The sequence below is a fragment of the Sporosarcina sp. FSL K6-1522 genome, from assembly GCF_038622445.1.
GTDB lineage: Bacteria > Bacillota > Bacilli > Bacillales_A > Planococcaceae > Sporosarcina.
In genome coordinates this window covers 2,862,506-2,876,666 of sequence record NZ_CP152019.1, presented here as the reverse complement: position 1 = coordinate 2,876,666, position 14,161 = coordinate 2,862,506, and the positions used below count along the sequence as shown (strand labels likewise).

14 protein-coding genes are annotated in these 14,161 nt (G+C 41.5%); 9 read left to right on the top strand and 5 right to left on the bottom strand.

The features are described 5' to 3' along the window. Positions 1-5 precede the first annotated feature (5 nt). Positions 6-578 carry a TetR/AcrR family transcriptional regulator gene (locus tag MKY34_RS14150; protein WP_342511644.1) on the bottom strand — a complete coding sequence of 191 codons (573 nt, stop codon included), beginning with the start codon at positions 576-578 and terminating at the stop codon, positions 6-8. Positions 579-894: 316 nt separating this feature from the next. Between MKY34_RS14150 and MKY34_RS14145 the strand changes: the two genes are divergently transcribed. The 3 genes from MKY34_RS14145 to MKY34_RS14135 all read left to right on the top strand — a co-directional run bounded on the left by MKY34_RS14145 (position 895) and on the right by MKY34_RS14135 (position 3,119). Beyond that, positions 895-1,515, top strand: a complete 621-nt coding sequence (locus MKY34_RS14145; protein WP_342511642.1) for a TIGR02206 family membrane protein — start codon at positions 895-897, stop codon at positions 1,513-1,515. Positions 1,516-1,592: 77 nt separating this feature from the next. Beyond that, on the top strand, positions 1,593-2,300 hold the full coding sequence (locus MKY34_RS14140) for an EcsC family protein (protein ID WP_342511640.1): 708 nt from the start codon (positions 1,593-1,595) through the stop codon (positions 2,298-2,300). 18 nt (positions 2,301-2,318) lie between these two features. Next, on the top strand, positions 2,319-3,119 hold the full coding sequence (locus tag MKY34_RS14135; RefSeq protein ID WP_342511638.1) for a DUF4097 family beta strand repeat-containing protein: 801 nt from the start codon (positions 2,319-2,321) through the stop codon (positions 3,117-3,119). A 14-nt stretch (positions 3,120-3,133) separates the two neighbouring features. On the opposite strand, the gene MKY34_RS14130 is transcribed toward MKY34_RS14135, so the two are convergent. Both MKY34_RS14130 and MKY34_RS14125 read right to left on the bottom strand, forming a co-directional pair. Next, entirely contained in the window at positions 3,134-3,751 is a 618-nt protein-coding gene (locus MKY34_RS14130) for a nucleotidyltransferase family protein (RefSeq protein ID WP_342511637.1), read from the bottom strand. Next, positions 3,748-4,746 carry an XdhC family protein gene (locus MKY34_RS14125; protein ID WP_342511636.1) on the bottom strand — a complete coding sequence of 333 codons (999 nt, stop codon included), beginning with the start codon at positions 4,744-4,746 and terminating at the stop codon, positions 3,748-3,750. The genes MKY34_RS14130 and MKY34_RS14125 overlap by 4 nt, the downstream gene beginning before the upstream one ends. Before the next feature lie 147 nt (positions 4,747-4,893). On the opposite strand from MKY34_RS14125, the gene MKY34_RS14120 reads away from it, so the two are divergent. Further along, positions 4,894-5,769, top strand: a complete 876-nt coding sequence (locus MKY34_RS14120) for a YIEGIA family protein (RefSeq protein WP_342511635.1) — start codon at positions 4,894-4,896, stop codon at positions 5,767-5,769. A 16-nt stretch (positions 5,770-5,785) separates the two neighbouring features. On the opposite strand, the gene MKY34_RS14115 is transcribed toward MKY34_RS14120, so the two are convergent. After that, positions 5,786-6,178 carry a hypothetical protein gene (locus MKY34_RS14115; RefSeq protein ID WP_342511634.1) on the bottom strand — a complete coding sequence of 131 codons (393 nt, stop codon included), beginning with the start codon at positions 6,176-6,178 and terminating at the stop codon, positions 5,786-5,788. Positions 6,179-6,348: 170 nt separating this feature from the next. Here MKY34_RS14115 and MKY34_RS14110 point away from each other — a divergent pair, with 170 nt between their 5' ends. The 4 genes from MKY34_RS14110 to MKY34_RS14095 are packed head-to-tail and all read left to right on the top strand — an operon-like array spanning position 6,349 to position 10,250. Next, a complete protein-coding gene (locus tag MKY34_RS14110) occupies positions 6,349-6,591 on the top strand; it encodes a hypothetical protein (RefSeq protein ID WP_342511633.1) in 243 nt (80 codons plus the stop codon). A gap of 19 nt (positions 6,592-6,610) precedes the next feature. Then, a complete protein-coding gene (locus MKY34_RS14105) occupies positions 6,611-8,932 on the top strand; it encodes a xanthine dehydrogenase family protein molybdopterin-binding subunit (RefSeq protein ID WP_342511632.1) in 2,322 nt (773 codons plus the stop codon). Then, positions 8,929-9,759 carry an FAD binding domain-containing protein gene (locus MKY34_RS14100; protein WP_342511631.1) on the top strand — a complete coding sequence of 277 codons (831 nt, stop codon included), beginning with the start codon at positions 8,929-8,931 and terminating at the stop codon, positions 9,757-9,759. The genes MKY34_RS14105 and MKY34_RS14100 overlap by 4 nt, the downstream gene beginning before the upstream one ends. Continuing rightward, positions 9,756-10,250 carry a (2Fe-2S)-binding protein gene (locus tag MKY34_RS14095; protein ID WP_342511630.1) on the top strand — a complete coding sequence of 165 codons (495 nt, stop codon included), beginning with the start codon at positions 9,756-9,758 and terminating at the stop codon, positions 10,248-10,250. Before MKY34_RS14100 ends, MKY34_RS14095 begins: the two co-directional genes overlap by 4 nt. Positions 10,251-10,330: 80 nt before the next feature. Here the strand turns inward: MKY34_RS14095 and MKY34_RS14090 are convergent, their stop codons facing one another. Next, positions 10,331-10,666, bottom strand: a complete 336-nt coding sequence (locus MKY34_RS14090) for a hypothetical protein (RefSeq protein WP_342511629.1) — start codon at positions 10,664-10,666, stop codon at positions 10,331-10,333. A gap of 273 nt (positions 10,667-10,939) precedes the next feature. Here MKY34_RS14090 and MKY34_RS14085 point away from each other — a divergent pair, with 273 nt between their 5' ends. After that, positions 10,940-14,110: an ATP-binding cassette domain-containing protein gene (locus tag MKY34_RS14085; RefSeq protein ID WP_342511628.1), complete on the top strand. Its 3,171-nt coding sequence runs from the start codon at positions 10,940-10,942 to the stop codon at positions 14,108-14,110. The last annotated feature ends 51 nt before the right edge of the window (positions 14,111-14,161 follow it).

Genomic DNA, 14,161 nt, shown 5'->3' with positions numbered 1-14,161 from the left:
TCCACTTAGCTAGACAACCCTTTTAAGATAAAATCAACATGCGATTCAGCCGACACTTTCGCTTCCTCAAAGTTCGTAACGAATCCACGATGGTGGGCAACAAACCCATGTAGTGCTAAAAATGCGGACCATACATCTTTAATCTCAAGTTTTTTCGTCGATAAAGTTTGCACGGACTCGGCAAACTTTTGATAACTAAGGAAGGCTGCCTCCTGCGACAAACTATCTACCTCAGCATACCTTGCGACAAACATGAATTCATATTGACTTTGATTATTCAATCCAAATTCGATAAAGCTAAGAAATACATTTTTAAGCTTTTTGATGTTCTCTTCAGCACCTTGAACAGTATCTTGTAAAAGGTTGTTTAGGGCAGAAAAATCGACTTCTACAATTGCACCGAACAACTCTACTTTATTTTTGAAATGGTAATAAAGTGCACCATGTGTACAGCCAACTTGCTTAGCGATGCTTCGCATAGAAACATCATGAAAACCTTTTTCAACGAATAAGGTACGAGCTTGTTGTACAATCATCTCTTTTGTTAACTCTTGAGATGCCGGTTTATGAGAAGACATTGTCTCGCTCCTTTTTGACCATTGGTTAACTAAATCATACCCCGATTTTAAACTATTTACAAGTGCTTATTCATATTCTGTTTTATCAACTCCTCTGGCAGAAGTTTGATATTGGTCAGCAAGACGTTACCCTGTTCTTTATAGACTATCTAGAATCAGGCAAAGCATATAAAATAGATAAGGATGACTTGTTGAATGAGTATTGTCCATATAACATGGGTAATTGGGGGATTGAGGATGGTGGACGATAACGAGCCTTCTTTCATACTGTTTTCAACAACACATCTAGTGACAAATAGCAGTATTGTGCCTGTTAATGTTACTTGTATTCATTTCTAGAAAAAAAGGAGCTGTATCATCGAAGTGTGAGCGTCTTTTTGCCTTGTCTCTGCTAGTGATGGAGCTTCTCTATCACGTTTGGCTAATTGGAATTGGTAGATGGGGATTGAGCGATTCGTTCCCGTTAGAATTATGTAGTATCAGTTTAATCGCAGCCATTTTACTGCTATGGACGGGGAACCCGCATTTGTATAATTTTGTGTTCTTCGCGGGGATTGGCGGGGCCATTCAAGCGATTGCGACGCTTGTTCTTGATCTTGGGTTTCCGCATTTTAGATATATTCATTTCTTCTATACGCATATCGGCATTATTTTAACGGCTTTATATTTTACATGGGTGAAAGCCTATCGGCCCACTTTTAAAGGTGTGCTTACGACGATAGTTATTTTAAATGGATTGCTACCGATAATTTTTACCGCAAATATGTTGTTTAACGGAAATTATATGTTTTTAAGAGAGAAACCTTTAAATGGGAGTCTGCTTGATTACTTAGGGGCATATCCTTGGTATATCTTGTCACTCGATGTTGCCGCCTTTATCATGTTCCTCTGTTTGTGGTTGATGTTCAGAAAATGGAAAACTACGTCTGAAGGCTGAGGTGGAATCACTACTCAAGTCCATTTTGATGAAGCTAATCATTGTTTATACTAAGTGTAAGTAAAGGGTGTGACGAGATGGTTGATTATACAGCGAAGGTGCAAGATGAGTTGATATACTGGAAACGTAAAATGACAAGACGGCCCGGACTTATTGAGCGCACATCTAAAAAAGCACAAACAAAGGTGAATGGCCTTATCCCAGAAAAAGTACATAAAGCGCTAACAGAAAGTATCAAAAGCATGGTGAAAGCAACGCTTGTCGGTTCAAATGTGACGACAAAAAAGCAGCAGGCAATAGGGCTTAGCCTTTATGAGCGAGATGAGTTGTTCAAGGAGAAACTTGCGATTTTCCGAAAAACAGCTGTCATTGAGGGAGCAGGAACAGGTGCTGGCGGGATTATGCTGGGACTAGCTGATTTCCCGTTACTGTTATCCATTAAAATGAAATTTCTATTCGAGGCAGCTGCGGTCTATGGCTTTGATACGAATGAATATGAAGAGCGCCTTTTTATCTTGCATGTGTTTCAATTAGCCTTTTCCAGTGAGACGACCCGAAAAGAAACGTTGCATATTATTGAAAATTGGGAGCTACAGAAACAGCTTATAGCTGATATGGATTGGCAGGATTTTCAACAGGAGTATCGAGATCATATCGATTTGGTCAAGATGTTTCAACTAATACCCGGCTTCGGTGCCATCGTCGGTGCATTTGCCAATTACAATCTGCTAGATCAACTAGGTGAAACGGCGATGAATGCTTATCGGCTACGCTTATTACAATGAGAGGTGGGAAAACTGCAGATGTTTTTTAGAAGTAAGACCTTTATGGTTGTGCTCCTGATAGTAGTCGTTGGCGGCGCGATTACGCTAATTTTTAAACCAAGAGATACATTTGAAAAGAGCGCGGATAAAAAAGTGATTGAGGATCATTCATTTACAGCAGTTGAAGTGATGGCAGACAATGCTGCCATCGAAATTGTGCCTAGCAAAGATTCAGAAGTGACGGTGGCGTACACTGGAACAACAAAGAAAAAAGCGAAGTATCTATTCGAGGCAGAAGTCAAAGGGGATACACTAGCGGTTCAGTTTAAAGAGAAGCATAAGGGTTTCATTCACCTAGGGCTCTCTACCTTGAATATAACGTTAACTGTGAGCATTCCAGAAAAGCACTATGAGCAAATTCAAGCTGAAACCGATAACGGGCGCATTAAGGTCGAAAATCTTCAAGCAGGGGATCTTGTCCTAGAGACAGACAATGGCAAGGTTGAATTGAAGCAGATAGATGCAACAGTCGTTCGTGTGAAAACGGATAATGGCCGCATCCTTCTCGAAGACGTTGAAGGGAAAATAGAGGCGAAGACAGACAATGGGCGGATTTCTCTCATTACAAACATCTTAGATCGGCCAATCGATTTAGAAACGGATAACGGTAAAATTGAGATACAAACAGAAATGGAACCTAAAAATGCGACTATTGATGCGAAGTCGGATAATGGCCGAGTCGAACTGTTTGGACAGGAAAACAAACTTGTGATGTTCGGAAAAGGTGAAAATTTAATCAAGCTGAGAACCGATAATGGAAGAATTACTGTGACGAACTGATTGTGCACCGACAATCAGTTCGTTTCTTCTTGATACGCGAGCAATGACTGATAGTCTTCTTGCGTATCGATATCGAAAATTAGCCGTTTATCGGCGCAGGGCAAGATTGTTCCCTTGCGAAGAAACTTCCCTTGTAAAAGGCTTTTCGCTCCAACATCTCCCTGTAGGGTAAGAAGGTCTGCATACATGGAGGACGATAGTAAAACGGGCGGCATAGTGACCTTATCGACTGATGTCGCAACAAACGTGCATGTCGGGTTGCTCTTCATGCATGTCATCATTTCTTCAAGCATTTGGCTAGTGATGAAAGGCTGGTCTGCTAGCATGACGATGACGGCTTCCATATGATCGGCTTGTGCCTGTTGAATGCCGCATTTTAATGATTCGGACTGGCCTTTGTAAGCGGTGGAGCAAGGTAAGATAGTACACTTAGCGTTCATCTTCATATCAATTGGTAGCCATGCTAAATCATCTACCCCTTTCGTAATAATATATATTGTATCAAGTGATGATTGTATAGCTGTTTCCAGGCCCAAACTTCCCAATGTCATTGTCCCAATAGGTAGATTCAGCTTATGACTTCCCATTCGGCTACTATTGCCAGCAGCTAGATAAATCCCCGCGATTTTCATAGCATTTTCCCCCGTCTCACAGCGATTAGTTCCGCAACAATACTAATAGCAATTTCCTCAGGTCCGTCTGCTCCGATGGGCAACCCAATAGGCGAATGCATCCCCTTGAGAATTTCTCCGCCAAGTAATCGTTCCGTTCTTTTTTTTGATCCTAAAATCCCAAGATACAGCAGGGGAATTGTACGTAGTCGTTGCATGATTTGTAAATCCTTTTGAAAATCATGCGTCATAATGACAACGGCATCCAACTCGTTGAATGCAATTGTATCGATTGCCTGCGCAATGTCTCCAATACGAATAGACGCAGCCGTTGGAAAATGCTCTTCGCTGCACAATGATTGGCGCCAGTCTAGCAAATGGACTGAATAGCCGACATCCTGGGCAAGACGTGCAAGTGGCCGCGCATCCGCTCCGGCACCAATGATATAAAGGACTGGTTTAGGCCAGATGAATTGCACATACATATTTTTATCATGGATGATTTTTTGCCCTGCTTGCTGTTGAAAAGCGGCTGTTCCATCTATTGCAATTGGTACTTCATTTTCCAAGCTGCCATAGCGATTACCTCCCTGCATGATAGCTCCATAGTCGTTAAAATCGTTCATAGATTGGATGAATACAATGGGTTCTTTAACCAGTAAGTTTTTGTGTAATTGGTTAAGAAAAAAACGAAATGTTTGATCAACGTCCCGTATTAGTACTGAAACAATCCCATTACATCCTGCACCACGCCCCCAACCGACATCATCTATGTCACTTAAATCATACTGAACGATTTCTACTTTGCCTGTTTCGAACAATTCTTGTGAGCGCATTTGTAAATCGCTTTCAAGACAGCCGCCACTGATGACCCCTAACCGTGTTCCATCCTCTTGAATTATCATCCAGGATCCTTCTTTTCGATAAGCTGAACCTTCCACATGCACAATCATCGCGAGGACAACTGGTCGATTGTCATTCAATATCGTTTCAATCATTTGTTGAATCGTTTGCAACTATTTCACTCCATTTCATTGTTCCAACTCTCACCATTTGCTTGCTATTCTATTCGTTTTGTGAAATGAAGACTGTCATTATAATCAGCTCTCATGATGGTTAACATGTGAAAGAGGTGATAGAACATATTTGAAGGAGTCGTTGTGATGGATAGTTATTTACTTCCCGTCGTAATGGGAATCATTTTTGGCTTTGTGGCACGAACACAATTGTTACGTACCGATTTTCGACAATACCCAACGTATCCGACAGGTCGAATTATTCATCTTTCTCTTGGGTTCATTGCAGCTTTTATCGGCGCGGTCGCCATTCCTTCCGTTTTAGAATCTGATTGGGCCGCAGTGACTTTTCTTGGACTCGCCGCGACACAGTTTCGCGAAATCAGGAAAATGGAAAGGGATTCCCTTGAAAAAATCGATACGAACGAGCTTGTGAAACGTGGAGCGCCATTTATTGAAGGGATGGCGCAAGCATTCGAAAGTCGCAATTATTTAGTGATGTTTACAGCATTGGTGACAACTCTGTGTTCTGTCTATTCTATTTGGCTAGGGGTTATAGGGGGAATTGTCATGCTTATCATTGTGAAGTTTAAGATGTCAGGCAAGCTGTTGCATGCAATTGCTGATGTCACGGAAGCAGATATTCGTTTTGAGGGACCAACACTCTTTGTAGGAGATATCCTGATTAAAAACGTCGGATTGGAGGATACGAGAAAAATCATTACCGAAAAGGCAGTTGGCGCCATTGTCATTCCGAAAAATGAAAACAGCATTGTCACATTATCCTATCTTGGGCAGCGGCAAGCGATGCTCCATCATGTTGCCACAGTTCTGGGCTGTTATCTCGATTCCGGTGAACCAGCGTTAATTCCTCTGTCGAAAAGAGATATGGCAGACGGCCGAATTGCGCTGTTTTTTTTACCTAGGGAAAAAGATTTTGCCCAAATCCAAGCAGTATTAGAAAAAGTACCGGTATTGGATAGCGCAATTCGCTTGCCTGAAGAAGCGGATAAAGGGAAATAGCAGGGTCGAAAATCCGTTACCAACGTAAGGAAATTTGTAATTTACAACAATCACCCAGTTTTTCAGCATTATCAAATTCAATATGAATACCGCTTGGCGTAAATTTGGTCTTCACTTTACTCGTAACCCCCGTTGATTTAATTAATTCATCGACTTTCTTTTGATTGGATAATTGGGAGGCATCCATCAACTCATACGCGAAACTTTGCGAATCTACAATTCGATTGATGACGAACTGTGCCTGCTTTGTAATGTCTAGCATCTTCTCGGCAGATGTATGGAGCTGTTGCGTATTTACAGAAGGAAATGGACTTTCCGACCTTGAGTTCGTTTGTGATTGAACAGATGCATTCGTACGTACAGAAGATGAGCTTTCCCCAGCTATCCATAGAGGGTGGAAATAATGCATGAGCGTTCTCCTTTCTGTTTGTTGTTTATCCTACTTTATGTAGTGAATGTCAAAGAGGGGAGAGTAAACATGCTGAAATGATTGTGTTCATTATAATCTGTTGCTGCCTTGGTTAAACTCTGGGTTACACTTTTCGAAATGTCATAAAGAAGTTAGCGTGATAAATAAGGATGGCATTTCAATCTCTCATCATTGACCAACAATGGAAGGATGGATATGTATTGGGCAATCAGCATGCCGAAATTGTGGCTGTTATTACGGTCAAGCCGGAAACTATTCAAAGTGGCGGCGCACCTGTTTTTATAGTAGAGGATATCAAACACTTGCAGAAAATGAGTTTAACGTTAGAAAAGATTATGGATGCTGCCGCACATGAAGTAGAAGAAGAGACGATGATTATTGTGGCACGTTAAAAATAGGAGGTGTTCATGAATGGATCATACAACACGAACAACTGTTGGCCAGCGTGTTACGCGGATTGATACACTTGACAAGGCGACGGGGAATGTCAAATATGTTGGCGATTTAGTCGGTACCGGCATCCTACACGCCAAACTTGTAACGAGTACAGAGGCACATGCCAACATTACATCTGTCGACACCTCAGAGGCTTGGAAAGTACCTGGTGTGCGCGCAATTATCACTGGAGATGTTTTCCCTTTTCATATTGGCCCGCTTCTTGCCGACAGACCGCCTCTAGCATTTAAAAAGGTGCGTTATTTCGGAGAACCTATCGCTATTGTCGTAGCAGATCATGGACACCAAGGTAAACTTGCCGCCAGTAAAGTAAAAGTTATGTATGAATCGTTACCTGTTGTGAATTCTGTTCAACAGGCTTTTCAAACAGATGCGCCGTTAGTCCATGACAATTCGGGTGACTATACGAAAATTATTACAGACGTCTATCCTGTACCCGGGACGAATATCGGTAGTCATAATAAAATTCGAAAAGGAGATTTTGCCAAGGTCTGGGCAAGCTGTGCAGAAACAATAACCGCAACATATGCTTTCAATCTGTCAGATCATGCGGCATTAGAAACTCGGAGCACGCAGGTGGAAATCAATTCTGCTGGCAAAGTAACCGTCCATTCCTGCACGCAATCTCCTTACACTATCAAAAAAGTATTGAATCAGTTCTTCAATATTGAAGTGGGTAATATCATTGTGCATGTGCCCATTGTTGGTGGTGCATTTGGCGGGAAAGGAACAGTTCAGTTAGAGCCGCTTGCCTATTTAGCCTCGAAAGCAGTCGGTGGAAAAAAGGTGAAATTACAGTATGAGCGTGAAGAAGATTTGATTACTGCACCTTGTCATATTGGGCTCGATGCCACCATTAAACTCGGGGTGACGAAAGAGGGTAAATTACTTGCGGGTCAATATACGTTCCTTGTTGACTCTGGGGCGTATACGGATCAAGCTGCTGGGATTACAAGGGCGATGGCGGTCGATTGCACGGGTCCCTATAATGTACCAAATGTCTGGTGCGATGCGTATTGCATGTACACCAATCATCCGTATGCGACGTCACTAAGGGGCTATGGCCATCCAGAGCTGACGTTTGCCGTTGAAAGAACGATGGACAAATTAGCCAAGCAGTTACAGATGGATCCCATCCAATTGCGGCTCATGAATGCCATTAAACCCGGCGACACAACACCGACCCAAACGGTTCTTACCGCAAATACAGTTGGCGATGCGGCAAAATGCCTTACAAGGGCGCAAGAATTAATTGAATGGGATACAGATGAAGGCAGCTATAAAGGGATCAGTTTATTTTGGAAAACATCATCAACAGCAACAAATGCCCAAGCAGGCGCGATTCTTACATTCGAAGCAGATGGTTCTCTTAATCTCAACTGCGCAGCAATTGAACTAGGTCAAGGTGCCAAAACGGTGCTTGCGCAAATCGTTGCGGAAAAGTTGAAAATGGATATGAAGAATATCCATGTCAAGATGGAAGTGAATACGCAATACGATCCCCATCAATGGCGTACTGTAGCAAGTAGCACAACCTTTTTGGCGGGACGTGCGGTGCTTGCTGCGGCGGAAGATGCCATCCGTCAATTGAAGAAAACAGCAGCTATTGTCTTACAATGTGCAGAGGATGATATAGATGTTGCAGACGGCCGTGCTTTTGTCAAAGCGAACCCACAATTTGGAGTCACTCTTCAAGCTATTGCTTTAGGCTACACCTATCCAAATGGGCATACCGTTGGTGGGCAAGTTGTCGGTGTCGGCAAACATACGCAGCGGCATTTGACTCCGTTGGATAAAGAAACAGGATTCGGCAACCCGGGGCCCTGGTGGTCTGTTGGGGCGCAAGCAGTCGAGATTGCGTATAACGAAAGAGATTGTACGTATCAGCTATTGAAAGCAGTTACCGTGCTAGATGGAGGCACGATTATAAACCCGACAACAGCCACCCAGCAAATGCGTGGGGGGATGTACATGGGCTTGAGTTTAGCTAGTAGTGAAACGTTTATATTTGATGTAAAGGGCATTGTGCAAAATGCCGATTTAAGAAATTATCAAATGCTACGGTTTGGCGAACAGCCTATAGAGTATCTCGTTGATTTTGTTGAAACACCAGCCGTCGATGGACCTTATGGAGCGCGTGGCATTGGGGAATATGGTGTGATTGGTGTTGGGGCGGCACTTGCGAATGGATTATCGAGGGCAGCACAAGTGGAACTAAACCATTTGCCCCTCACACCAGAATTTATATGGCAAACGAAGAAGGAGTGCGGCAAATGATTGCGTTCGACTTTGAGTATTATAAGCCTTCTACAATTCGTGAAGCAGTTGACACGTATCAGCCGGCATATCAATCTGGAAAACAAGCGATTTTTTATTCGGGTGGTACGGAATTTATTACATTTGCTCGGACAAATAAAAAGACAGCCGATGTGGTAATTGATATAAAAGGAATTCCTGAATGTACAGCGTTGAAGATTGTCGGAGATGAGCTGATTATTGGAGCAGCCGTTACACTAACGACTATTGTGGAATCAAAGCTATTCCCATTATTGAGCGAGACGGTTAAACGAATAGCGGATCATACGTCCCGCAATAAAATCACAATTGGTGGTAATCTCAATAGTCATTTCATGTATCGGGAAGGGATTTTACCTTTTTTATTAGCCGATGCACATGCGAAAATTGCGGGGAAGGAAAAAGAGAGGGTTCTTCCATTAAAACAGCTTCTGAACGAGGGACTAGGTGAGGGCGAGTTTCTTGTCCAAATCCATGTCGACCACTCCTATGTCAACTTGCCATTCAGTAGTATCAAGCGAACGAGAATCTCAACAATCGGATACCCGATTGTTACGGTGGCGGCATTGGTAAAAGATCAGCATATTCGAACTGCTTTTAGTGGGGTGTGCGAATTTCCATTTAGATTGGATGCAATCGAAAAGATACTAAATGATGTTTCCACGGCAAAGGAAGAGAGAATCGAGCAGGTCATTCATCATCTCCCGGCACCAGTTGTCCAAGATATTCATGCGTCAGCAGAATACCGCAAATTTGTTTTGAAAAATGTGTTAACTGACACACTCGAAGCCTTGGAGGGAACTATATGATTATGTCGAACGACAAATCGAAAAAACTGGTCCAACTTCATGTCAATGGCAAAACGCACGATGCGACTATCCGATCCGCTGATACATTGTTGCATACACTGCGCGAACAACTCGGGCTAACCGCCGCAAAACCAGCATGTGAAAATGGCGATTGCGGGGCTTGTACAGTCATCATTGACGGTCAACCCATGCACTCGTGTTTGTCTTTAACGATTGAAACGGTCCATCAGTCGATTACAACGAATGAAGGACTACTGGATTCACCGTTGCAACAGGCTTTCGTAGATAACTGGGCGATACAATGCGGTTATTGTACATCTGGGTTTATCACCAACTGTCATGCACTTGTTGAACAACACCCGGATGCCGATGCTGCGCTTATCGATGAATGGCTTGCATCGAATCTCTGTAGATGTACAGGCTATCAGGAAATAAAAGACGCTGTAAAAAGTGTTTTGCGGATGAAAAAAGATCAGACTTCGCCCCTTTAGTACTTTGAAGTACCCCCTTCTCTTGTGAAGAATAGAAAAGCCCGTCATCGACGAATTGAACTCCGCTGATGACGGGTTTTTCACCCTTTTTTAAAGCTATTATTCGCGCTGTTTAATGATTGAATAAGCTGGAGTGTTTGTGCTGCTTGCTCGATTTGTTGTCGAACTTGTTCGAGTTGTTGCTGAATGGCTGTCGTCGACTCGGTGACTGCGATGCCTTGCATTTGATTCATAAGCTGTGAGGCCTGTTGAAGTTGCTGTTGCGCTTGTTGCACAGCTTGCAGGTCATTTATCGTCTTACTCTGTTGTAACGTGTGTACAGCTTGCTGCATTGTTTGAAGTGCTAACTTTTTCTGCGTTTGGAATTGCTGCTCGATTGGTGCTGGATCAATTTGCTTTTGCTGTAGCTGTTTCAAGTAGAGGACCCCTTTCAAGTGTAATAGATTTGTCCTCTATAGTGTTGGTGAATAGATGGGTTTTTAATCAGGGAATTGTGGAGGTTGCGATTTACCGTATCGAAATAATTTTTTAGTAAATAGGAATTAAAGAACGTACGTGTGGTATAATGATAAGGGTTATCTTCAAACGGATTTCTTATCATCGGGCGCTTTTCTGAAACATGGGAAGCGTCATTTTTATCTTTATTAAACATGGCGATTCTAAATAGAGAAAAGAGAAAGGATATCACAATGAAAATCAATCAATTAATTGCGAACAATATTAACAAATTAGATGCTGCACTACCAGCAAATCAGTCGTTAGGCATTGCGGGCTTGTCTGGTTCTGGTAAAACAACTTTTTGTCAGACGATTGGTGAAGAATCTAAAAAGCGTCTCGTTTCCTTATTGCCAAAGGCTGAATATCAGTATTTATTCCCCAATATTATGGAAACGAATTTCAGTGCTATCAAGATGGAAGAGATGCCTTTAGTGCTTTTTCTAGGAAGATCATCTATCTCCTCCAATCCGCGTTCAACAATTGGCACACACACAGGCGTCTTTACAGATATTCGTATTTGTCTTGCCGAGAAATTCCATCTCTCGCCAGAATCGTTTTCATTTAATAATGAATTAGGCTGGTGTTCAGGTTGTAAAGGACGCGGTACGACCAAAAATGTGGAGTGTAAAAAGTGTGGGGGTAAACGCTATAATCCAGAAATTGAGCAATATACAATGGAATTATGGGATCAACCACATACAATTTCCGATATTAACAATTTGAGCATTGAATCGATTCTTTCACTTGCAGAAGTTTTACATATTAGTGAAGGAAAACAACAGATTCTCCAAAATATCATCAATATGAATGTTGGTTACTTAACATTAAATCGCATTATGGGTACATTATCAGGTGGAGAACTAACACGACTGTACTTGGCAGAATTCATGGCAACAAGTGAAAACACAGTAATTATCATCGATGAAATCTCCGTGGGGCTTGATCACCAAACCCTCTTAAAAATCTTAGAAGAAATTAAACAATTGGGCTATAAAAATCAAATTTGGCTCATCGATCATTCTGACACGGTGCTGGATTTAACGGATGAGCAAGTATTTTTTGGACCAGGTAGCGGGAAATATGGTGGGAAAATTGTAGATGAATCGCCACGTCCACAACCTGTATACTTGGAACGGAATGAGGAAACACCAACAGACTACTATCAATTTCATGATCTCTATTGCCGTACGATCCAAATGGCTGAAATAATAATTCCTAAAAACAGACTCGTCACTGTCACGGGAGAGTCTGGGTGTGGTAAATCTACGCTTGTTAATATGTGTATTGCCGACGATTTTCTGAAGCGTTATCCAAAAGATAAACTCGTTATGGTAGGGCAGGACCGAAACCAATCGATTACGAGCCGCTCAACCGTTGCAACGTTTCTTGATATTAAAAGGAGTCTCAACAAATACAGTGAAGAGATTGATGATGTTTTCGAGCGCTCGATTGAGGATATTATTGATGAACTGCCCAATGAAGATATCGCTTATAAGCGCTTGAGCTTATTGATCAAACTGGGACTCGGTTATTTAACGTTAAATAGAAAAACGCAGACATTATCGACAGGTGAATTTCAATGTGTGCATTTAGTCTCTGAACTGTTCACGAATTCAAGAAAACCTCATACACTATTCATTTTTGACGAACCATCAAAAGGTTTATCGCAAAACATTTTAAATCAATTTATTGATAGCATAAGGGGTATTCTACAAGATGCATCTGTTTCAATCATAATGATTGAACATAACGCCTACATGATGGAAAGCTCAGATTTCATTATTGATTTTGGTAAAAGAAAGAATGAACCTGTCACACATCTCGATGTTGTCAGCCATCATGACTATTATGAGGCTAGAAATGAGGAAGTACTCGCGCTGCCATTGCCTATTTCGTCCACACTTAAGCAGCAAAATGGCATTCATTACTTACAAGAAAATCATATCGATTACTTTAAGAATGCAGAAAACATTTATAAGGGTGGCATCTTAAAAAGCTTATCCTCAATGGCCCGTTTGATTTATGGAGAATACGAATCTGATACCATTGCCCCCGTCGTTGCCATTGATCTTGAAAGGCACTTGTATAGCCAATATAGTTTTCTTTATGAAATGGGCGGCCTTATCAATCATCTCGTGGCGGCGCATCCGACCAATAAAGATACAAAAAGCTTTGATTTCTATTCGAAGGACAATCATTGTCCATCATGCGCAGGACGTCTAGCAATCGAAATATTTGATAAAGAGGTTGTCATTCAAGACAAAAATCTGCCGTTTTGGGATGGCCTATTCCATCCAGACGTAATGGACGTATTAAAATTTTATCAATATGCCAAGTTAGAATTTCTATTTGAAGAAATTAAAAATGAGCTTGGGCATGACTTGACGAAAAGCTATAATGACATGTCTGATGAAGAAAAGCATACATTTTGGTACGGCTATTTTGACCAGTCATTTTATGATAAAAAAAGTAAGGCGCGTCGAACATGGGTCGGTTTTAATACCATCGTCGGTATGTATATATTCGTCTCGAAATCAGCGATTAAAGAGCAAATAAAAGCTTCTAAAGAGATGATGACGTGCCCAGTTTGTGAAGGGACTGTGTTAAACCACCATAAACGGCTGAAATTTGGCGACACAGATATTCGTGATATCATCAATCAGCCAATTGACCAAGTATTGAACACAGTAGGTGATATACCTGCACTCGTCAAACTGAAATCGATTGTAGGCGGCGATATGATATTAACAGAAGATGTCTCTTTACTACCTAGAACAACACAAGTCGCACTGAAAATGTTTGAATTAGAGCAAGCAAGCTTTGTTGGTTATGAAATGGTGCTACAAAATGCTTTACCATTCTGGGACGCAATTAGCAGCAATATGGAATCCATTAGCGCGAATAACCAGGTTACCATCTGTGATTTTGACAAAATCACTGAAACAAGGGAAACGATCATTGATCAGTATTTCACCAATGGCAAATACAAAAAACTAACGTATGTTTATGAAGCTTTTGGCTATAAAAAAATTATTACCCAAATTAATAAAGTGAAAAAAAGTCATCCATGTCCATTCTGTAAAGGCAAGAAAGTCATTACGGAAGATAATCTACATGACGGTGTCTTGAAATTAACAATCCCTTGTGTGAGTTGCAATGCAAGTGGTATCAATGAGGAAGGACTTCAGGAAGTTATTGAAGGCATATCAGTAGAAACATGGCTCACTGGTAAAGTAAGTGATGTTGTCGTTGAGACCCTATACACGGAGACAGTTGCTGATATATCCATCTTCAATCGTATTCGTGAGCTAAATAAACGCGATATGATGGCAGTTTATCAATGCCTTGAGCAAAATAATTAAATTAGCATTCTGGAAAAATCAAAAAGCCCATTTTCTCTGCTTAATTGCGGA